Consider the following 25,080-nt stretch of genomic DNA (forward strand, 5'->3'; position numbering starts at 1 on the left):
TTAGAACTTTTTACACACTATAATATTAAAAACCTACATATCTAGACTTTTTTATTTAGATAACATCCTGAAAAACACAAACATATAACTAGCACTTTGCAGCTACTTTTTTACTGAGCTGAAACTCTATTCTTTAGTGATTGCTCCATATGCCCCACCATAATCTCGTCATACTCCTTATTCACTTGTTTTCTAGTTTCTTCTGGCAACTTATAATAACCAAGTATTTGCCACACAGCTCCTTGCCCTTTCCAACAAACAGGACGTATTTCACTCTGACTAAGATTATGACGTGTTATATCACTATAACAACATGTATAAAGACTTTCCTGATTACTTACACTTCTGTAACACGATAAGGCAAGATTTGTAGCAGGTATACATTCTTTTATTTCACCATTATGATAACAACAATGATCATCATTTGAACATATCATCTTTATACCTGTACCTATTTTGTTATTACCACTCTTCATGGCATCTACAGATAAACATGCACTAGCATCATTAACACCCTCTTTTGTCAACTTATAATTATCCTCATTATTAAAAGTTCCATCTTGAGAGTAAATACACAAAGAAGTTAAACACCCTTTATTTTGCATCTTATCTGTAGTATCAAGACAAAATGTTTTTTCTTGCTGATAATAAGCATATTGTAAATTTACTGGAGTTTCTTCTTCCATTTTTACTGTAAATTTCATACTGTTAGACTGTTTTTTAACTTGTTCTTTAGGTTGTGATTTCTCTGGAAGATTTGCTGATTTTTGTAACTTTGCTAATGTTACGAAACTATCAGTAAGCCTAATATTAGCATCTTTCCAATCAGAAACATGTTGCTTGCCTACTGAATTTGAATCCCTATAATCCTTTAATGTTACGAAACTATCAGTAAGCCTAATATTAGTATCTTTCCAATCAGAAACATGTTGCTTGCCTACTGAATTTGAATCCCTATAATCCTTTAATGTTACGAAACTATCAGTAAGCCTAATATTAGTATCTTTCCAATCAGAAACATGTTGCTTGCCTACTGAATTTGAATCCCTATAATCCTTTAATGTTACGAAACTATCAGTAAGCCTAATATTAGCATCTTTCCAATCAGAAACATGTTGCTTGCCTACTGAATTTGAATCCCTATAATCCTTTAATGTGTTATAATAATATTTATATCTTGAATCTGTACCTTCATTACAAGACATTCTAATATCTGTGCCTACTTCATAATCACTTATTATTTTACCATTAAATGGATAGCTAATCTCCTTTTGGGGTAACATATTAACAAATACACTATCATTATTCTGCCACAAATAAGCATTAATAGTTTTCAGATATTGAGTGTTATCTTGAGTATGCAAATATGATAACTGTTTTTTTATATCATAATTATATTTTACAGGGCTAGTAACCTTTGTTACCTGATTCTGCGGTTCTTTAGTTTTTGCTTTAGACACTGATTTTGTTTTAGAAGCTAGGGGCAAATTAGTAAGCAATTCTTTACTTCCATCATCAAAATTCTGCCTCAATTCTGGAGGTAAATCGCTGTCATTAAATCTATTTAATATATCAGCACCTTTTTCTCTCCAACAAATATCTCCTGAATGCGTTGGATCGTCCATATTGTGATAACAACACACATATTTATCTTCTGACATCTTTAAACTACTTATTCTAGATCTATAACATGATAAACCCACATTATGACTACTTCTCCAACACTTTATACGATTAATACGAATGCTATCATCACCATAATAATCCGCATAATCCAAAGTAGAACTATAACCTGTAGTTGGCGCATTACCTTCATGATTTTGATAACAATACTTACCATTACCAACATGTCTCACAGTCATTTTATTACCTGCAAAAAATATATTTGCAAGAAGCTTGCGCTGTCGCTTAACAAGAGGCTTACATTCCTCACCAAACATAGTAACAGGAGACCTAGATATCATATAATTAGTGTTTGTAGAATATATACAAACCGACTTCAAACATTCACCACTCCCGTCTGTACTACACAATAATTTCCTACCTTTATCATAAGAGTAGGTACCATTTTGTTTATTCTGTACTCGAGTAGTATTACCACTCCATACTTCACATGTTAACCTTACTAACCCATCTGCACCTTGTTGAATAGATTTACTGAGATTTGCACATCCTCCAGAACCAGGATATTGATTTGGATTTTTCTCAAATGCATTTACTGGTCCTGCACAATCATCAGGATTTAATCTAATAGTACCATCAGGGAAATTAGGATTTCCCCATGGAATAAACCTATAATATTGTAACCATATAGGCCTTTGCTTAGTAAAATCTATTCCAGTAGCAGATCTATAATGTGCTACAATATCATCATTAATAAAAGAGTCATTTTTCTCACACCCATTATGAGTACATCCACGAGCTACAAATGAAATCTCACAGTTACCATCAAAAGTGTCAGAATCACACAGAGCTACTACTGTATCTTCTCCATATTGTTCTGGATATCTTCCTCCTTCTCCAACATATATTACTAATTTCTTCCCCTTTAACCGCCCATTATGAGTTTTTAATATACCAAGAGTATAATGAGCAGGAAGTCCAGAATAAGCTTTACCATCCTTTATATACCCAGCTTGACCTCCTCCCCAAGCTTCAACTTTTATAAAATCGCATTTACGATAACTATCTATTTCGTATACATACCGTTTTATTCTAGTACCATTTATAAACTTTTTAACCTTATATTCGTATTTAGGAAACCGATCTACACACATTCCCTCAAAATACAAATTCCTTTCTACCAATCCATCTGGAACTCCATCATTTTGTACAATAAAATCTATATCCTCCAATTCACTTTTATTTCTACTTGGACCAAAAGTTTGAAAATCATCACTTGTATAACTATACAAACAACTCTTAGTATGTTTTGCTTCATCAGAAGAATACTCTAACTTTCCAAAGATACATTCTTTTTTATCTTCAATTTCTTTAAGATAAGTTGGAATATAAAAATATAATTCACTATTTTTACACAAATTTCGCTTTGTATTTTCTTTATACGGAGTAACACTGTATTCAAATCTAGGAACAATATAATAATTATCATGAACTTTAATAGAGGTTACAAAAGACATCATGTTCATACTATCAAGATCATAACTCATGCTATCATCACACGGATAATATGTTTTACCATCATATATATGACGCACTAATTTCTTTTTATTCAATCTTAGCCAAAAATATCTATGCCCTCCTATAGTTTTATCATATTTTTTTATATAATATCCCTTTCCTACATAATTTAACCCCTTTAAACATTCTATATTATCATGCCATACACTTTCAGTTGCAACTTTCTCTACAGTTTTAGTGCATTCAACTTCCCCGTTTTCCTTTACTTTCCCTTCAGTACACTCCGTTTTAGTTTCAAATTCATGAGTTTCTATGTTCATCTTAGGTTGTATCAGATCAACAGATTCCCCAAACACAGAACTTAGGTCTCTTAAAGACATTTCCTTTACTTCATCTCTATAGTCACGTCCAGTAGCCCTATTTAGATTGCTTTCAATTACACTCCTCACTTTAACTTCAGCAACAAGTCCGTGCTCTTTACTATTTTTCAGTACAGGTCGCCTTAATGCAGGTATTGGTAAACATTGTTTTATACATTGGTCACTACTATTGTAGTAGACACATAAATCATCCACTCTCCTATGCATTCCATAATATACAATACCATAGTCTGCTAATTTATTACGGTCACTAGGATGTTTTTTATAACTAGACATCATAGATTTGAAATCAACATGTAGCAACTCATTTCTTTCCGGCACAAGCTTCAAACCTTTAGAAGGATGCTTAAGAAACAACTTGGGATCAAAAAATGACTGCATATAAAATGGTACGATACGAAAGTCTAGAGCTGATACTTCCTTAAATATAACATCACAAAAAGGGCGACTATGCTTGTTTAATTCATCCAAAGTATAAAATATACTAGCATCACTACATTCACATAAACTAGAATAAGGAATGGTAATGTACAAATAAAATATTACAAGAGCTACTTTTTTTAACACACACTTTACCATTTAACAGAAGATATACACTCATCTAAATATAGATCTAAAATTGCATATTATACCATTAATTATCTACATGGTTGTAGATCTGTTCATTATAAAACACACGCCAGAACCAACTTTATAGTTAGGATGGTATTAGTGAACAACACTCATATAATTAAAAGATCAAGTTATATTTCAGAATATATACAGCTGATTAGCAAATTGAAATACCACTAATAAAACAAGTGACTATCCTCAATAAACCATTAAACTCACCAATAAAAATATCAACAGAACTTCAATTTGTAATCCTACTAATATTATAAAATTTTCCTTCTCCCTATTATTCAACTAAATTGTTATGCATAACATTAAATATACTATTTACAATAGAAACTCTTATACATAGACAAAAAATTAATCAATAGCCATTACAAAACACAATTCACATTTACAAACTATGTTAACCATTAATTAACACATAAAAAGTGTTGACTGTTAAAACTAGAACATTGCCATAGCGCTCTATATAACACAATAGATAATTATGCTATAATTAACCTTATAAAAAACTTACAATACAATTATTTCTATAAATCAGCAAATTTCATAAAACAGTTGGTTGTACTAAAATATCACTACAACTATGTAACGTGAATCACAATTACTCTATAGCTCATTTTACAAAAACACTGATAAATTTACAGTGCCATTATTTTTACAAATCAGTGAATTCTATAAAGAATAGTTCCCTCATACATCAAATTCATACATATTTCATACAGATAACATTCTTAAATACACCTATAATTCTGCTTTTTAACTTTCTTGATATTTACAAATTTTAGGAACCCATATATCTTTTCAAAAATTTTCGCTATTTGTTTTCATGTATAAATTTCCATTTATTGTTCTAACAAGTAATTTTGTAAGATTTTACTATTTTCCCATAATCAAGGCTATAAAATCATCTTAGGAACCCATATATCTTTTCAAAAATTTTCGCTATTTGTTTTCATGTATAAATTTCCATTTATTGTTCTAACAAGTAATTTTGTAAGATTTTACTATTTTCCCATAATCAAGGCTATAAAATCATCTTAGGAACCCATATATTTTTTCAAAAATTTTCGCTATTTGTTTTCATGTATAAATTTTCATTTATTGTTCTAACAAGTAATTTTGTAAGATTTTACTATTTTCCCATAATCAAGGCTATAAAATCATCTTAGGAACCCATATATCTTTTCAAAAATTTTCGCTATTTGTTTTCATGTATAAATTTCCATTTATTGTTCTAACAAGTAATTTTGTAAGATTTTACTATTTTCCCATAATCAAGGCTATAAAATCATCTAACGAGCCAATATTAAAGAAATCTGTAATAAGAAACCATAACGCAATCATATCTGCTTTATCATCACCATCATCGACATATTGTCGTGCTTTTGTAATAACATCACTAGGAAACCTAGGCCAGGATGATAATACATTATTTATTTTCTGACGTGCATCAACATCAAACTGATGCAACACATAATTAATAACTACCGCATTAAAATATATCCTGGTTTGTGGTTTTATTGTTTTAGACAAAAAGAGACCAACCGTATAATGACTATACTTATAATGATAAATTTGATTCTGTAGCATGTATAAATCGGAACGTAGGGAACTATCACCACAACTTTCTGGGTTCTGCACATTACTCAATATACATTGAACTATATGGCGTTTTAATTGCATGCCATATAAAACTAATAATCTTACCACAGACGATGATCCACAACCCTCTCGCATTATTCCTCGTTTTATAAAATTTCGTACCGGAAAAGGGAATTTCTCACTATATTGATTTATAGATTCAAGAAATACTATTTCGTCTTTATCACAGTTTCCTAATTGTTTATATAACTCCGAATCTATTGGAAAAAGTATTTTGGTGAAAGATTCAAATTTTCTGTTAAAATCCGCTGGGGACATAATATTGAAAGAGTATGACATATAAGACCACAATGCTAGCACATCAGTTCTATGAATAAGAACACTATTATTAACTTGTTGTAATGTAGTAATATAAGATTTTTTAGGAAACACACTAAGTCTCGCGTCACGCGCAAGGATAGACTCCATCAGATGTACAATATTACCACTATATCTAACAGCTTTTACTTCTGATGCTAGTAAATTAAAGATGACTGCATCAATCATGAGAGATATTTCTTCCTTACTATCTATAATATCTATATCAGCAAAAATTTTATATATATCTGGATTCTTCAAAAGAGTTACAATGCTAGAAAATGATTTTTCGATATCTAACAGAAAATCTTGAAGCAAACCTCGCACCTTGGATTTATTGTCATAATATTCTTTAAGATATTCTACATCTGATAATCTATTCTCATCTAACGGCCTCACAGAAGCTAACTTCAATATATTATCCGGACGCAATATAGCTCTTAATGCACTTACATACCTTATTAATGAAATTTCCAGTTCTGGGAACTGCGATATCTTTTTACAGAAACTCTTTTCATTTATTTTATCCAAGAAATGCTGAAGATTTAAAGGCAACTTATCTTTGTTGTAAGTATTCAGTTCCTTAAATAAATCAACAGCATCATCACCACATGTTTGTAGTGCTTTAAAATCCACATCCATTTCTAATAGTAACTTAATAAAAGATTTACATTTTTGAATACTCCATCTAGATCCGGAAGAAATATATGATATATAAGACCACAATGCTATTATATCAGTGTTGTGAGCGTAGCCATCTCCATACTTATTAGCAATGTTTTCCTGAAGAGCCATAATACCCCTACCAGGAAATTCATCCCGATTATCTACACTCATAACAGAAGTAACACGATTATTATCATTAAACAATAACAACAACGTGTTCATTTTATCCCTGTTAACCTTTGTTTCCACCACTAATAAATTAAAGACAATTGCATCAATGATTAAAGATATTTCTTCTTTACTGCTTGTAATACCAGCATCAGTGAAAATTTTATAGATATCTGGGTTATCCAAAAGGTTTGCAATGCTAGAAGACAACTTTCCAACATCTGACCAAAGATCTACAAGATAAGAATATATCTCTTTTACATTCGATGATCCCACACTACCAATAGTGCCTATATGGTATATAGATCCAAAGTTGAATAAACGACCTGCACGCAATGCATCACTCAATACATTCGTATATTCTATCAATGCAGTCTTTAATTCTGGGAATCTCAACACTTGGCCACAGAAATCTTGGTTAAGTATTTTATCCAAGAAATCTTGTAGGTTTTTAGGCAACCTATTTTTGTAAAGGTTCCATCTCCTGAATAAATCAAGCATATCACTAGTACACCTTCTAATTTTTATAGATTGCATATCTAACTCCAGCAGTAGTTTTACAAAAGATTTAAAATTTTCAACATCCCACCCATAGATACCGTACGCTGCATAAGACCATAATGTAATTATATTCACCCTATGATCACCATACTTCACATTATTAGCATCTTGCCGTAACTCTAAAATAGTGTCATAAGGGAATTCACTAAAAGGATGTAATGAACTAGATTTTAGTAACGATAATGTTTCGGTTACATCAGAATTATTAACATTTAACTCAGACATTACATAATTAAACATTGCTGCATCAAGCAATAAAAACACCTCTTTTTTATTACTTGTAACACCCACATCAGTAAAAACTTGATAGTCACGATACACTGCATCCTTTAACTTATTAGCTGCAGACCCTAGACTAGTAGACCATTCACCTTCTAAACATCCTTCTTCGTCATTCTTTAATGCACAACTACCTACATAATCAGACAATTCCATACTGTATGACCTCAACAATCTTACTTCAGAAAATGTGTTACAAAAATCCCCAGTAGCTATTTTTCCTATAAAATCTTGTACTTTTGAAGGCAATTTTTCAGCATACTGACCTATAGACTCAAACAATTTAATGTGTTCATTACTACAGTTTCCCCATTTTACAGACCTGTTTAGATCCATTCCTAACATCAATTTAACAAAAGGAGCTGCATAAAGTTCGAAAAGTCGTTTATCAGATTTAAAGAAAGTATACATCCAAGAAACTACAATATCATTCTTTTTATGTCCTTCTCCCTTTATGGCAACATTCTTATGTATTACATCAATAAAATTTCTATATTGCCTTGTAAATTCCTGATCCTTTAACTCCACACTAAACGACTGCTCTGGTTTTTCACTGGTTATGTTAAACATCATTGCTTCGTCGTCAGGTATTTTACTATGACTCGTATTATTTTCTGAAAAATTGTAATCAAATACCCCTTCAGAAACATAATAATTTAATAAGCCTGGCGATACACTTGATACACTGACACCAAAATTAAAATCAAGTGCATCAATATACAAAAGCAACGTTTCAGGAGAATCATGAACTCCCAACTTTGCTAACATTGCTTTAACTTCTGCTCTACTCAATTCAGTTAATAACTCTTTACGAAGACCTGATAAATTATCTCCTGATATATTACCACTAACGAATACTTCATTAACTGCAGAAAAATACTTATGCATACTTAGTATCAAATTCGGAAAACCTTTTGAATATATACAAAAGTCAATCCGACTTATTTTGTTCAAAAATTCTTTCACTACACTTGGTATAGCAGATGTTGATTTATTAATTTTCTCTATCAATGTAACCAAAAGATCATCACATGAATTTTCATCTATTAATTTTATTTTACCTACAGGTCCTGACCATTTTTCACAAGTCAATTTCACCATACCATCAGCACCTTCTTGAGCGCAATTATAAACACTAGAACATCCTCCAGCTCCCCAATATTTATTAGAATTTTTCTCTAAAAGATTACTACTACACAAACACTCCTTATCCCCTTTTTTTACTTTACCATAAGGCATATCTGCACTTTGATAAGGTACTAATATTTCATTTTCTCCTGAATTCTGCAATCCGGGAGCAAATCTGTAATGAACTAGATTATCAACTCCTTCGGAATTATCCTGCAAATAATTACCACCTTCATCACCACCATTAGCTACTAATTTTACTAAGCAATTCTTATTATCATCATCACACAACTTTACAGTGGTATCTTCACCAGAATTACTCAAAGAATTTACGCCTTTACCCCCAGTTCCAATATCAATTATTAACTTCTTATCAATTATATTCTTATCAAATTTTAATAACCCCATAACATAATTACCAGCTTTACCAGATTTACCAGATCTTGATATTCCAGATGCCCCTCCACCCCATGCTTCTATTTTCAAAAAGTCACATTCCGTGCTTTGTTTATCAATACTTAATTTATAAGAAGTTGGTAATATTGTTCTTGTTAAAGTTCTTTTTTTATACTCATAAGAAGGAAAATTACTTACACACATACCCTGTAAGATTGGATTCAGAGGTACAATGTCTTTTAATTCGTCATCATTATGAAAGAAATCTGTAAAATCATCATCACTCACATAAAGTGAGTTACATACTTTAATCTTCCTTGTGCCATAATCCAACTCAACAACATCTTTACAAGATACTTGGTCACCTTCTTCATATAATCTGTGATTCTCATACTTATAAAGCATACTGCCTCGACACACGGCACTCTTAGGATTATAGTGACCTGCAATATTAAGAAATGTATCTTGTTTTACACTACTAATTTTATCTAGTTGATCTTGCGTCATGCTTTTAATATCTATTGCAAATTTATGATCACAGTTTACATATCTCTCAAACTCTTTCCCAGCATCATTTTTTTCTATAACAACTCCATAACCAGAAAGCATTTTCTGATGCATATTTAACCATAAATCTCTATTATTCTTTTTTATAGAATACTTTATAGGAACAAAAGGCATATTAACAACACATGTAACATTACCATTATTGTCACTTACGTATCCAAGTCTCGTACCTAAGTTATTTGCACATTGATTTACATCCTCAACAATTGTCCCATCTTCACATTTATACTGACTGAGCAAAGTATAATTATTAAAATTAATCTTAGGTTTTATCACAGAAAAACCCATATCTCTATTTTGTGTACCTGATGACATATCAACATTACAATCAGATAATCCTTGACAATCTTGATATTGTATATGCACACCATTAGCACTAGGAGTCACCTTAGGACGCATTAACTCTGGCGAAGGAAAACAAACGTCTTTCTCCTTCAATCCATTATTAATATATTCCACACATACTGTACCATAACCACCCTTATAGACTTGAAATTCATAAGGGACTCCAGCATATGAAATATTATAGGAAGTCCTATCACCTATCTTATAAGATTTTGCATGCAACTCCTTTTCATAAACTTTTCCAGATCCTGAACGAATATGTATTTTAACTCCAGGATTGAAAAAAGTCTGCTTAGAAAACGCCAAAGGAGTAACAGAAACTATATTAGATGCATCCAATATACTACAGAAAGGTGGTGGATCAGATGCTGTAATCACCTTCTTACAACGTATACTGTGTTGATTACATTCACCTCTTATAAATTTAACATCACAGTTCCCTACAAGACATACACATACTTGCGATCCAATATTTGTGTTTTCTAGAAATGTTATGGCAGCCATAGAATTATAAATCGCAGAACCAGGATATATAACTTTACAACTACCTATAGGCATATTATGGACTGTTACCTTCCCCCAGTAAGAAGATAATTGCATAAACATTATATCATGTTGATCAAATGTACGATCTCGTCTACTCAAAGGCAAACCTAACTCAGGAGCATAGATATTCTCTAGGTCTTGATAGTATCCACTCATATATGCCATGTAAGAATCAATCCTATTACTCTGATGTATAGCAACCCTCACCATAATACTATCAACATTACCTTCTGTATTATCTAAGGGCTTATAATAATCAGAAAAATGAAGACCATAGAAAGTGAGATAAGTCCGTACAACAAATTCCATTATATCTTCAGTTGTCCCACTACTATCATTTAAACCAAGAGACATCGAAGAATGTAAAGGTACACATAGATAAATGAAAGATAACAAAATAACTAAGTATAAGTTTATACCTTTACAATGCCACACTTTCATAAACAACACTTACTAATTATTAATAAAAAATTAATACAAAAAATCATTTATGTTCTTAAGAGATATCTCCAAAAAATCCATACGGAATCTTTTTATGCATGGGATAAATCATTTGTATAAAACAAAATTTCCTTTAAAAGGTAAATTATGGATTTAACTATCCTAACTACTACAGGAAATGTATAGAAATTTGACAACACCATATTCCTAATCCACACATTATTACATGAAATATAATAAATTTACTGTCAGAACATAACAAATATGATTTATCAGCAATTATTGAATAAAAATTTAACAATATTTTATGACATTTCTTGCTTCATAGGCGATAAAGCAGAACTATAGTATAGCCGTATTATGTTACATCCAAAATATTTTTATCAATACACAGCATAGAAACCAAAGTTTATAACTCATGGCACACGAAATATCATTAATTAATAATTGCAATCTACTTAAAAAATTTTACAGATTTTTATGTGAAACTGATAGAACCCATTGAATAATGTCGTATGTTACAATATATATCTCTTTAAACTTTTCATAGCAAGTAAAATTTATTAACTATTTTTAATTTATTAAAGTATAGCTATAATTTTACTTAACATATTCAAGTATCATAAAAACTTCTATGAGTAAATTTTTTCAACTCTCTTAATATAAATTTCAGTAATCTTATAATATTTTAATATTGATTCTTTAATCTTAACACACATATAGATAAATTTTTTATCAACAAATATTCAACAAAATTAACCTGCATACTACTAACACTTATCACATTACCATATGTGGCTCTTAGAACTTATCTACATTAAATAAATCTTTAAGTCTTTTTAAACACTACACTTTTTATAAAATGCAGGTAACCATTCTTTTACATCATCTCCATGAGTATGAATAGATTCATACATGTATCGAATTGTATTTTTATTAGCAGAAAGAACATGGCTTTCTGGTATATCTGGTAAATTAAAAGACAACACTGCTGGATTATTATCTTGCTTTACAAAAAAATATCCTTCCTGAGATGGCATTTGAAACATAGTCTTACATTCTGACCTTGACAGATTAAATGCTCTCATATACATCTTACTAGTTGATACTGAGTTTGGCATGAAAATCTGGGTTTCAACATGTTCATTGAATTGATAAATAACGTTACTGGAGATGATAGCTGGAATATTCTCACCAGCAAACACAACAACAACATTTAATTTATTCATCATTTCAATCCACTCATCAAATTCCTGCTTATTTGTAAAAACATAATCTAAAATCCATGCTTCATCTATTACTAAAATTGTAGGAGACCCATCAAAATAATTAATTAAAGTATTCAAAAAGTAAAAAATAAGAACAGAAGCACACTGAGGCTTAGAACACAAAACACCAACATTTAAGCCTAAAACCTCTGCTTTCCAATCAATATTAGCATCCTCTTTTAATAGATGCGCAAATTCTCCATTATTTACCCATTGACTAGCATTTTTACCCAGTGCACTTATATGATCAGAAATATTACTTATAGTTCTAGATTCAATAGGCAAGGTAAAAAGGTAATCAACTACTTTATCTATTGCATTACTCATTTCTTCAGTTATGTCTTTAACATTTAACATTCTTCGTAAGACACCAATAACTATTTTACGATTAAGCACACTATCTTCAAGTTGAAAAAGATTAAATGACATTTCCTGATAGTCACGTCTATGATCTGCTCTATAATACTGACCACCTATAGCCTTAACAAAAATAATAGACTTACCTGTATAATCTAATAAGACAATTCGCGTATTCAACCTCCTAGATTCTGACAATAGAAAATTCAGCAACATAGTAACAGAAGATTGAAGACTACCAACCATTAAAGTATGTCCTGCACCTAAAACATGAAAACTAAAGAAATAAGGTTTACCCTTATTTGAAAAAAACATAGTAACTGCCTGCCCCCATTTATTCCCTTGAAGCGCTCCTGAAGGGAAATAGTGCAATAATGAAAATGCACAAGCATATTTTATTAAAGTATATCTAAGATTTAAAACATAAGCAAAATTCCCAGGTAAATGTGCCCAGAAATCATCTTCCAGAGTCAAATCACATCTTACACACATAATACCCAGTGATGCTAATGAAGCAACAGTTTTATCTACATTACTATAAAGCTGTGGTAAAGTATTTGATATTATTACAAAACTTATTTTTCGTTCACAAAAACTTAACCAAGAATCTGCATCAACTGACACAAAATTATCTATATTGGATATTTTTCTCAACCGAGCATCATTGCTAAATTCTAAAAACATAGCTTGTTTTTGAAAAAGCTTTAACGCATCTTTACTTTTTGTAAACCTTATAATCTCAACTATTATAAATTCATAATCTTGCTGCAGACATTGATCTAATGCAGCTAACGGAGAATCTTGATAATCTTTTATTGCTAATATTGTACCAAATCTTTGATAATTATTACATGAGACTTTAAATGCATTAAATCCCATTTCAATATTACAGTCACTACATATACCAGAAAGATCTGCCCTATCAAGAAAACATTCTTTATGATGCATCATAGTTAAATAGTATAAAAACTCTACTAATTCCGATCTTACTTTTTCTTTATCAACTACTATCAATCCTAATTTTCTTGCTTCGAACTTTTTCAAATTTTCCAAAATATTCTCAGTAACCTTATTCAATCTAATTATTTTCTTTTTCAGAAAATCTTTATGCTTATTTTTTATATAGGAAAATGATAGAGCACCCAATACACCCTTCATAGTCTCAGGTAAACAACTAGTAACTACAGCTATATACAACTCATTAATATACGTAGCACGTTGACCTATATTATTGAGGTGTGCATCACTTAAGACATCAGAAATATCATTTATATTTCTTCGTATAAAACCAAACTTATGCGGTTTTCTTACGGTATATATCCAAAAGGAAACTTCAGGAACCTTAATACTATTAATTATACTATTACGTACTGCTGCTCTTAAATCTTTATCATTAATATAGTGACTAACTACATAATCTTCTATCTTTAGTATCTGTACAAGTTCACCATCTTTATTCAATATTGTACTCTCATCATAATGACAAGCTGAAGGTATAAAATTCCCTATATTATAGGTATTATCTCGTCTCTTTATAGAGACATTATTTGGATTTAGATTAGAAGAACGGTCAATTATTTCTTGAAAAAAAGACATATAGGAAACCCTTATTTACCCCTATAATATTTACACAAACATCCATCAATAAGATAGCATTCATACGATAGTATCTGTTTAATTATTATTATCTAAATATAAAATTAACATTTTCTTTATGCTAGAATTGAATTAACAACTAATAAATAACTCAATCATGAAATTTATAGTACAAAAATCAACAATCTCCCACCTAATGTACATAGCAACCACAAACCTTAATCAAGTTATTACTTAAAAAAAACTAACATTATATTTATAAAACCATGATAGCATCACAGTTGAATTAAATATAATAAATTCTATTTTAGCAACATAAACCAGAAACAACATTGATTAATAAGCAACCACATGCTCTGGATCCAGAGAAAAAAATACTTACAAGACTCATAATGAAAATAACACCAAGAAAACTTTCAACAACCAAACCAAGATCGCTATAGTTATGATGGTAGTTATTTTTTGGCTAAGTTGCTTACTTTTTTCCTTAATTTTTCTTACTGAGTCATCATTATCCAGCATTAGCAGTACTACAATCTTTACAGTAGTCATAGTATTACTAAAATTCCATAAGCAAATTTACTTAATACAAAAAACATTACTGTCAACATATGACTCACATCATTATCACTAACTATAGTAATTTTTCAAGTTGTCCATAACAATAATACTTTACCAAACATTATATCTCTATGATTGGTAATTTCAACTTTTATACAAACTCTATAACATCACATATAACATTAATATCACCTAAATTATATTATTTTGGCCATTAGCTAGTAATAACATAATTACTAACATCTAATACTAAAAGTGTACTACATTTACAACACAATTATAAAAACACTAGAATACCTCTTAACATAAGGTTCATATTTTTATAAATTATAATTTTATTAATAATATATCATAAATTTTATTCACTTAGTTGCTTGAACTACAATCTGTTGTTCCAGCAGTCATATTGTTATTAATCCCCTGCACAAATTTACTAACTAATTTACCTGCACCAAAAAATATTGCTGTAAACACAACTAACATTACTATTGCTGGCCATGGTAATCTTCCAAATATTGCCATAATGCTTGAACCAAGTATTACCCCTGTCATGATTGGTAATCCTAATTTCTGTACAAACACTATAACATTACATATAACTTTACTTACCTCATCTTGACCAGGAGAGCTAGCATTCGCTACAGCACCAGAAAAACCTAATGGCATAATACCAACAAATCCCACAATTACAAAAAATACTAAAATAGATTTTAACATAAGACTCATACCTTTGATAATTTATTAGCAATATTATAAAATTTATCCAATTACTCGTTACTATGCTCCAGCTCCAGCTCCAGTAGTACTACAATCTGTTCCAGTAGTCATAGTGTTATTAATCCCATTGACAAATTTACTAACTAATTTACCTGCACCAAAAAATATTGCTGTAAACACAACTAACATTACTATTGCTGGCCATGGTAATCTTCCAAATATTGCCATAATGCTTGAACCAAGTATTACCCCTGTCATGATTGGTAATCCTAATTTCTGTACAAACACTATAACATTACATATAACTTTACTTATATCATCTTGCTCAGTAGCGGCTTGTGCTGCAACACTAGAAAAACCTAATGGCATAACACCAACAAATCCCACAATTACAAGAAATATTAGAATAGATTTTAACATAAGGACCCACACTTTTTGAAAATTTCATTAGCAACATATTATAAAAATTTATCACTTACTCGCTGAGGCTGTAGTAGAACAATCTGTTCCATCAGTCATATTATTATTAATCCCCTGCACAAATTTACTAACTAATTTACCTGCACCAAAAAATATTGCTGTGAACACAACCAACATTACTATTGCTGGCCATGGTAATCTTCCAAATATTGCCATAATGCTTGAACCAAGTATTACACCTGTCATGATTGGTAATCCTAATTTCTGTACAAACACTATAACATTACATATAACCTTACTTACATCATCATTTCCAGCAGTAGAAGATTGTGCTGTAGCACCAGAAAAACTTAACGGAACCACACCAATAAATCCTATAATCATAAAAAACACAAAAATAGCCTTAAACATACAACTCAATACCTAAGTGAATTTTTGAAATACTTGAATAATTTACTACATATGGCACACACTTTAATCAGTAATATATTGTTTTTAGTAACCTTAATCCGAACTGACCTATTTTAAAAAAACATTACTGTAATGTTATCACACTAACTTACTGACATTAGTTACTCTTAAATATGTCTAAAATACTTTTTTACACATTACTAACAATCATCAGCAAACTAACCGCAATACTATATCATATGTAATTATCACTATTGATTATCAGCTACAGAGAATCTCTGCTTTTTCAACAAATTTCATATAATATTGTTATTAATACACATATTTTCGTAGTTCTTTACTGTTTATTATCCATAATAACAAACCAAGAATTACATGATACTATTGTAATAGGCCTGCGAATTACTACATGTAACACAACATATTAAAATAATTACACTACAAAACCACAAACAAACCTGTAGTACAAACGTGACTTTCCTGATCCTTATTACAACAAATACATTATCTACCTTACATACTATTAATAACACATCTATAATTTTGTAATATACAAAAAGCATTAAAAATCATAGTGATTATAAAAAATTTCTTTCATATATATTTTATAAACATCATAACCCCATCAACAAATACCCATGCTACCAAAATAACAACAATGTCGATATATTAAGAATTCACACACTCTAATCTCAACTTACTGTTGTATAAGTTAACCTAAGTACAACACAAAACAATTAACATAATGTAAACTGATGATGTATTTAATATACATTAGATAGGACAACTTTTACTAGAAAAACAATTTTTCAAAATATAAGAAATATAAAATACTAGCAGACTAAAGTTGGAATTCATTAACATGCAACACCGTAACAGAACACATAAAAATCTCACAACAATTTATTGCTACTTTTGTAAAATACACAACACTGACAAAGCATTCATATTTTCTTAAATATTACTTAAAACTAACACACACTTAGCATAATATTCAATTTTTGTGATTATTGTAAAAATTCTTCTTACAATTTATTCATCTTATATTCCTCTAATATAATTTTGGCACTACTATGAATTTTTGTGAGAAAACACATATGTTTATTAAAGAAATGCTACTTTAAGAACATATAATTAATTTTTTTATCCATTAAACTTGAAGTTTGTACTCTCATAATATAAAGAAATTGCAAAAAGCTATAAGTACGTTTGTCGTTCAAGTGTTGTTTTATATACACTGACTGCATTGACAATTATTATAATTTCTGATGCAACAAAAAATGATAAAGCAGGAAATAACTATACCTAGGAAACTAAAAATAAATGCTACACGAATGCATGTAATTACTATCTAAATTCAGCACACACATAAATAATTTTGACTATCAGTCATGAAATGAATACATATATCTTATATAATCTAGTAGGTATACAATATATTGCTTCATTTACATATACAAAATTCAGAAGCCAGTTATAACTAAATTAAGATAATTTGTTAAAAGATTAACATCATCAACAACCTAGTATAACTGACTCACTAATTTTTTGTTCGCATTCATCTGCCAACTGAATATGATAGGAATGTTCATAACAAAGTTTTTTATATCAGAAAAATAACTGTTATAAAATAACTATTTTTCACAAAGCATATAATACCATCACTTAACACTATGATGATGATGCTGATGATGATGATGCTGATATCGTAGTACAATCAAACTTATCAGCTGAAAGGTTTGCTATTCCACCAGCAAACTTAGATATCAGTTTACCTGCTCCAAAGAATATTGCTGTAAATACAACTAACATTACTATTGCTGGCCACGGTAACCTACCAAATATCGCCATAATACTTGAACCAAGTATTACTCCAGTCATAATAGGAAGACCTAATTTTTGTACAAACACAACAACATTACATATCACCTTAGTAACTGTATCATCAGCATTACTTATATTTGGTGCCATAGAAAACATTATGAACAACAAAAATAGAAGCGCCCTACCTATAAAACATCTATTATTATATAGCATTATCAATCCCTCACAAATTTATGAACAACAATATTAACAAAACACTCTATAATGTTTATTAAATAAAAATAAAAGACTTTTCCTAAAAATTAGTTTATATAATAACCCATTATCTGTTTTTTCAGAAAAAACAAAACATGAGTACATAACTAACACAACACCAATATGTCAAAACTGTTGCAACCTAACTTCATAGAAAAATCCTATAACTTTGGAATGTTATACAACACTTTTCTGTGGTTCCTATATATAATAAATATTTAAAAAGTCAATTATTATTAATAATTTAGAAATTTAGATCATTATTTATACAAATAAAAATAAATGAATCTTAACTTCATAAACATATTATTAATATTTAAGTATATTCACAATCAATATTATTCTATTTGATCAGAAAATAAATTAATTTCCTACAACACTAATTTTCTTTAGCAAAAATATTTTAAATTAGCTAACTATCAAAACATATGAACTTATTAATTGACCCAAATCATATTATTAACATAACAAACTTTATGCTAAAAAACTTAACCCATATAATACGTAATTATAAAAATCAGAAAATCTACCAAATAGATACCAAACTATTAATATTAATTTTTTCCATATTTAACACTAAAAAATAAACTTTGACATATATCAGCATTTTCAATAGATTATTAAACTATTGTTATACACAATCAGGATCTTCTTGATTTCTGAAGAGTTGATATTGGAATTTCGGTTATTTTAATGTAATGTAACAATAGTTATATTTTTGTTATATACTAAAATGGCACAATGCTTAATAACAGATAAAACATTTTGGTTGAGGTAGGTTGGAATAGCTTATGTTTGATGATTACGATCCTTGGAATAATAACAATAAAGAAGATCACAAATCCAAAGAATATAAAAACTCCAATGATATTAGCAAAATTATTTACCGTTTCAATAATACGCTTAGTTCATTTCTAAAAAACAAGAAAAGTACACAGTTTAACAATCATGGAAAAGCACAATTTATAATAGTGCTTCTAGTCGTGATGTTTTTATATATGGGTTCTGGTTTTTATATCGTTGAACCTGAAGAAGAAGCTGTACAGCTATTATTTGGTAAATATCATAATACTGTAGGTCCTGGATTACGCTATTATCTCCCATCACCTATTGGACATGTAATCAAGTTAAAAGTCAAAACAGTTAATAGGGAAGAAATAGGTTCTAGATTTTATTCAGATAATACTTCAGATCATGGGGAAGGTGTAATGTTAACTGGAGATGAAAACATAGTTAACATAAATTTCGATGTTCACTGGCGTATTAATGACGCATATAATTACTTGTTTAAAGTTAGGGATAATCAAGTAGGAGATACAGTAAAAAATGCAGCAGAAAGTGCAATGCGCGAAGTCATTGGGAAAAGTTCTATATCCTTTGCAATTGAAGGAAAAGGAAGAGCTGTAATCTCACAAGAAACTAAAACATTATTACAAAATATCCTAGATCAGTATAATATGGGAGTTGAAGTTTTATCGATTCAACTAAAAAAAGTTGATCCTCCAGAAAAAGTCATTAATTCTTTTAGAGATGTACAAAGTGCAAGAGCTGATAAGGAAAAATTGATTAATGAGGCATATGCATATCGTAATCAGGTATTACCAAGAGCTAAAGGTGAAGCTATAAAAATTAAATTAGACGCAGAAGCATATGAGAGTGAAGTAGTTAATGCAGCTGAAGGTAATGCAAAAAGGTTTACGTCACTTTACAAAGAATATGTAAATCAACCTGAGGCAATAAGGAATCGTTTATACTTAGAAACAATGGAAGAAATACTAAGCAAAAACGATAAGGTTGTGGTCAGTGATGACCTTAAAGGTATGCTTTCTTACTTTCCATTAGCAGATCCTAAAAATAGTAGGTAAGTCATGAATAATAAACCATTCAAGTTCATATTAGGGTTTTTTACTATTGCAACAGTAGTTGTACTACTAAACTCCATGTTTATTGTAGATGAAGCACATCAGTCAATAGTATTACAGTTTGGACGCGTAGTTAAGCAAATACATGATAGTGGCTTATATTTCAAAGTACCTTTAATACAAAAAGTTGTCTACATTGACAAAAGGATCATCGACATTAGCTCTGATTCAAGAGAAGTCATTGCAGCTGACCAAAAAAGATTTATTGTTGACTCTTATGCAAAATACAGAATTGTAGACCCTGTTAAATTTTATCAAACAGTTAGAAATGAGACAGGATTAAAAAATAGATTAAGTTCTATTATTGAATCAAATATTCGTGAAAAAATAGGGAACGTATCACTTATTAACTTCTTAAATGAGGCAAGATCAGAAGTTATGGCAGTAATACAAGAAGGAGTTAGCAAAGACTCTCAAAAATTTGGAATAGAAATGATAGATGTCAGAATCAAACGTGCAGATCTACCAGAAGAAAATAGCATGGCCATATTTAGACGTATGCAAACAGATAGAGAAAAAGAGGCAAAAGAAATTAGAGCAGAAGGAGAAGCAGCTTCACAGCGCATAAAAGCTGACGCAGATCTGCAAACACGTATTATCATTGCAAATGCGATTAAAGAAGCACAAATAATTCGAGGAAATGGAGACGCCACAGCTTCAAAGATTTACAATGATGCTTTAAAAATCGATCCAAATTTCTTCAGCTTTTACAGAACAATGCAAGCGTATAAGCATGCTTTTAATGGAAAAAATACAAGGATTATTTTATCCCCTAACAATGATTTTATTAATTTGTTTAATAAAGAAAGAGGTAAGTAATTAATGAAAAGATTCCTATTACTGATACTGATACTAACATTTGTAAATATTCCTATAGCGAATTTAGCTGCTGACAAGGAGGAACAATATGATCCGAGGTCAGGTTTTTCTAAATTAATCAAAGAATCCATACCAGCAGTAGTTAATGTCAGTATAGTACATGATCTAACACAGGAGCAATTTCCTCTAATAACTATCGAGGACCTTTTAAGAAATATATTAGAAGGCAAACCACTGAAAAAAGATGCACCACAAGAAGTATTAAGTGCAGGATCAGGGTTTGTAGTAGATGAGTCAGGTATTATTGTCACTAACTATCATGTTGTACATAGTGCGAAAGAAGTTTATGTAACATTTAGCGATAACAAATCAATTCCTGCAAAGATTTTAGGAGTAGACCCACAAACAGATTTAGCAGTGTTGAAAGTTGAGGTTAATGAAAAACTTCCTTATTTAGATTTTGGAGATTCCGATACAACTATGGTTGGAGATTGGGTGGTTGCTATAGGCAATCCATTTGGTCTTGGTGGATCTGCAAGTATTGGTATTATATCTGCACGTGCAAGAGATCTTAATATTGGCACAGCAACAGAATTCTTACAGACTGATGCTGCTATCAATAAGGGTAATTCCGGTGGACCACTATTTAATATAGATGGTAAAGTAATTGGTATTAATACAGCAATATTATCTACACAAAAAGGTGGTGGTAATATAGGAGTTGGATTTGCTATTCCATCAAACAGTGCTATTCCTATAATAAAAGTTCTATCCCAAGGAAAGAAAGTAGAGCATGGTTGGCTTGGTGTGGTAATGCAACCAATAACTGAAGAGCTAGTAGAACCATTGAAACTAAAAGAAGTTAGTGGAGCTTTAATTACTAATGTCATTAAAGGTAGTCCAGCAAATAAAGCAGCTTTACTCCCAGGAGATATCATACTTGAGTTTAATGGCACCAAAATTAATTCAATATCACAATTGCATCAATTAGTACTAAGATCAGAAGCAGATAATGAAGTAAAATTACTTGTATCTCGCAACGGTAGTATCATGAATATACTAGTCAAAATAGGAAAATTCGAAAACCCAGATACAGATACTTCAGACAATGAAAATTCCAAAGATATTGTACAATCACCTCAACTAGGACTTACTGTAAGCAATATAAAACATAATAAAATCACATCTAATAACACTGAAGAAGAAGAAGTCAAAGGAGTGATGATAATAGAGATAGACAGCAAAAGTAATGCTTCAACCAAAAACATAAGAAAAGGAGATATAATATTACAAATTAATCAATCACCAGTAAATAATCTTGAAGACTTCAAGCATATTATGAAAAAAGTACGTAAAGATAAATCTGTAGCACTGTTAATTAGTAGGGATAATATATCAGCTTTTGTTAGTGTCAAGCTAAAACAGTAGCATGAAAACTAGGATAGTACGTATATTTTTTTTTGTGATGTGCTTTTTTAGCATACATGCGTATTCAAGTGAAGCAGTTAAAGTAGAATCTCTTACGTATTTTAATGCTATACATTCTTTTAAAGCAGAATTTATACAAACAAATTCTATTAACAATGCTACTCAATATGGAATAGTTATGATGAAAAAACCTGGATTGCTAAAATGGGACTATTATCCTCCCACTCCAGCTTCCATTATAATACAAGGCACAACTGTTTCTTACTATGATAAGGAACTAGAAGAATATTCTTACTCAATAATTAACAATCCTATTATTAACTTCTTAAGTTCTAACATTCAAAATACAAAAGATATAATCTTTGTAAATATAAGTACAGTTGATAACAAAAAAGTAATTACTATACAAGATCAAAAAACAGGATTACAAGCAGATGTAATTTTCAATATACATCCCATAGCAATTGTCGGACTAAATATAGCAAATCCAGACTCTATAACTTACATCAAGTTCTATAACATTCAAAATAATGTTACCATAACGGAAACAGAATTTAGGCACAATACTTCTTATTACAATTAAAAATAAATGTATGACAAAAAATATATCGGAAATCATAAAATATAATTTTAAAAATTTACAGTTATTAAATGAAGCATTAACTCATCCCAGCATAATATCAAAGGACACAACGAAATTTAACTATGAAAGATTAGAATTTCTGGGAGATGCAGTATTAAACATAGTAATATCTGAAATGCTGTTTAATATTTTTCCCAAAGATACAGAAGGCAATCTTGCTAAAAAGAAAACAGCTTTAGTTTGTGGAAACAAGTTAGTGGAAGTTGCACAATCTATGAATTTAGGACAGTTTATTATGATGTCAGATGGAGAAAGAGCTTGCGGTGGTGTAAATAACTTTCGTAATTTAGAAAACGCACTAGAAGCCTTAATAGGTGCAATATATCTTGATGGAGGATTAACAGCGGCACAAGATTTTATACACTTATTCTGGAAACATTCTGCAACAGATATGAATACCCCTCCACAAGATGCAAAAACTATACTACAAGAATTGGTACAAGGAAAAAAGTTATCAGCTCCCACATATCACACTGTAAGCAAATCTGGACCAGATCATAATCCTACATTCACAGTAGAAGTAAGAATTCCACCTTATACAGCAATACAAGCAACTGGTCATAACAAGAAATTAGCTGAACAAAAAGCAGCAAGCTTAATGTTATATCAGATTAATGATAAGACAAAATGAAGCCAAGAATACAAAACACTATCTATGCTTTAATAGCAATAATACTATCTATGATATGCTTAGCATATGCCTCAGTCCCATTATACAGCATATTTTGTAAGGTAACAGGTTACGGAGGAACTGTAAAAACAGGTACTTTATCAAATTCTAAAATAGGAAATACTATCATTAAAGTCAGGTTCAATGCAGACATCAATAAACAATTGTCATGGAAATTTTATCCAGAGCTACCTTATGTATTCGTAAAACCAGGAGAAAAAAAATTAATTTTTTATCGAGCAGAAAATTTATCTGATCAAGATATTTCCGGAATAGCTGTATATAATGTTACTCCTCATAAAGCAGGAAAATACTTTAACAAAGTTGCTTGTTTTTGTTTTAGCAAACAAACCCTGGCTCCTTATCAAAAGACTATAATGCCTGTATTATTTTTTATAGACCCCGCCATAGAAACTGATCCTGACACCGCAGATGTAAAATTAATCACTCTTTCATATGTATTTTTTAAATATAAAGAATAAAAAGCAAGTTCTACCATCAATGTGTATACAGACTTATCTAAAATACATATTCAAGTTATAGAGATTATAGTTACCCATGATATTAAGAAATGTATACCATAGATCTTTATATTGGAACACCTTAGTCATTAATAATAATAGTATTACAAATTAACAATCATCATAACAAAAAACTCAACTGATGTCATATCCAGTCCACCATATCTAGCTCTTTTGAGCTATGCTAAGAAACACACATATCCAATTGTTAATCATTAACTCAAATACTCAACCTTTCTTATAAGTTAGAAACCTTATCCAATAACATTAATACATACACTATTACAAATTTTAATAAATTTACTCTATTTGTACTTTATATAATGAAAACATTACCCTACAAAACATAATTTTTAAGAATTCATTAGAATTAATTATATTAAAATCTATGTATACATAAGTGGATTTGACTGTGACTTTAATAAAATATCTATCAATTATTTTTTACAAGACTGATGTCATATCCAGTCCAC

General features: G+C 30.1%; 13 protein-coding genes. 6 read left to right on the forward strand and 7 right to left on the reverse strand.

The window, feature by feature from the left end; translation table 11 throughout:
• Window positions 1–110: 110 nt before the first annotated feature.
• The 7 genes from MR76_RS04025 to MR76_RS04055 form a co-directional block, all read right to left on the reverse strand.
• The gene (locus tag MR76_RS04025) at window positions 111–4,088 is read right to left on the reverse strand and encodes a hypothetical protein (RefSeq protein ID WP_144445940.1); all 3,978 of its coding nucleotides are present in this window, start codon (window positions 4,086–4,088) and stop codon (window positions 111–113) included.
• A gap of 1,311 nt (window positions 4,089–5,399) precedes the next feature.
• The gene (gene etpE, locus MR76_RS04030) at window positions 5,400–11,195 is read right to left on the reverse strand and encodes an entry-triggering protein EtpE (RefSeq protein ID WP_024072425.1); all 5,796 of its coding nucleotides are present in this window, start codon (window positions 11,193–11,195) and stop codon (window positions 5,400–5,402) included.
• Between the two features lie 839 nt (window positions 11,196–12,034).
• Entirely contained in the window at window positions 12,035–14,416 is a 2,382-nt protein-coding gene (locus MR76_RS04035; RefSeq protein WP_024072426.1) for a VirB4 family type IV secretion/conjugal transfer ATPase, read from the reverse strand.
• Between the two features lie 927 nt (window positions 14,417–15,343).
• The gene (locus MR76_RS04040) at window positions 15,344–15,694 is read right to left on the reverse strand and encodes a TrbC/VirB2 family protein (RefSeq protein ID WP_024072427.1); all 351 of its coding nucleotides are present in this window, start codon (window positions 15,692–15,694) and stop codon (window positions 15,344–15,346) included.
• A 60-nt stretch (window positions 15,695–15,754) separates the two neighbouring features.
• Window positions 15,755–16,114 carry a TrbC/VirB2 family protein gene (locus tag MR76_RS04045; RefSeq protein WP_024072428.1) on the reverse strand — a complete coding sequence of 120 codons (360 nt, stop codon included), beginning with the start codon at window positions 16,112–16,114 and terminating at the stop codon, window positions 15,755–15,757.
• Between the two features lie 51 nt (window positions 16,115–16,165).
• Complete coding sequence (locus MR76_RS04050; protein ID WP_024072429.1) at window positions 16,166–16,525, reverse strand: TrbC/VirB2 family protein; 360 nt, start codon at window positions 16,523–16,525, stop codon at window positions 16,166–16,168.
• Between the two features lie 1,671 nt (window positions 16,526–18,196).
• Window positions 18,197–18,505 carry a TrbC/VirB2 family protein gene (locus MR76_RS04055; RefSeq protein WP_235111324.1) on the reverse strand — a complete coding sequence of 103 codons (309 nt, stop codon included), beginning with the start codon at window positions 18,503–18,505 and terminating at the stop codon, window positions 18,197–18,199.
• Window positions 18,506–19,395: 890 nt separating this feature from the next.
• On the opposite strand from MR76_RS04055, the gene hflK reads away from it, so the two are divergent.
• From hflK to MR76_RS04085, 6 genes are read left to right on the forward strand one after another with little or no spacing between them, the layout of a single operon-like run.
• Window positions 19,396–20,469: an FtsH protease activity modulator HflK gene (gene hflK, locus MR76_RS04060; protein ID WP_024072431.1), complete on the forward strand. Its 1,074-nt coding sequence runs from the start codon at window positions 19,396–19,398 to the stop codon at window positions 20,467–20,469.
• Window positions 20,470–20,472: 3 nt separating this feature from the next.
• On the forward strand, window positions 20,473–21,345 hold the full coding sequence (hflC, locus tag MR76_RS04065; RefSeq protein ID WP_024072432.1) for a protease modulator HflC: 873 nt from the start codon (window positions 20,473–20,475) through the stop codon (window positions 21,343–21,345).
• A 3-nt stretch (window positions 21,346–21,348) separates the two neighbouring features.
• On the forward strand, window positions 21,349–22,773 hold the full coding sequence (locus tag MR76_RS04070; RefSeq protein WP_024072433.1) for a Do family serine endopeptidase: 1,425 nt from the start codon (window positions 21,349–21,351) through the stop codon (window positions 22,771–22,773).
• Window position 22,774: 1 nt separating this feature from the next.
• The gene (locus tag MR76_RS04075) at window positions 22,775–23,356 is read left to right on the forward strand and encodes a LolA family protein (protein ID WP_024072434.1); all 582 of its coding nucleotides are present in this window, start codon (window positions 22,775–22,777) and stop codon (window positions 23,354–23,356) included.
• 10 nt (window positions 23,357–23,366) lie between these two features.
• Window positions 23,367–24,047 carry a ribonuclease III gene (rnc, locus tag MR76_RS04080; RefSeq protein WP_024072435.1) on the forward strand — a complete coding sequence of 227 codons (681 nt, stop codon included), beginning with the start codon at window positions 23,367–23,369 and terminating at the stop codon, window positions 24,045–24,047.
• Window positions 24,044–24,568, forward strand: coding sequence for a cytochrome c oxidase assembly protein (locus tag MR76_RS04085; protein ID WP_024072436.1), 525 nt, complete (start codon window positions 24,044–24,046; stop codon window positions 24,566–24,568). The genes rnc and MR76_RS04085 overlap by 4 nt, the downstream gene beginning before the upstream one ends.
• The last annotated feature ends 512 nt before the right edge of the window (window positions 24,569–25,080 follow it).

The sequence above is a fragment of the Ehrlichia muris AS145 genome, from assembly GCF_000508225.1.
GTDB lineage: Bacteria > Pseudomonadota > Alphaproteobacteria > Rickettsiales > Anaplasmataceae > Ehrlichia > Ehrlichia muris.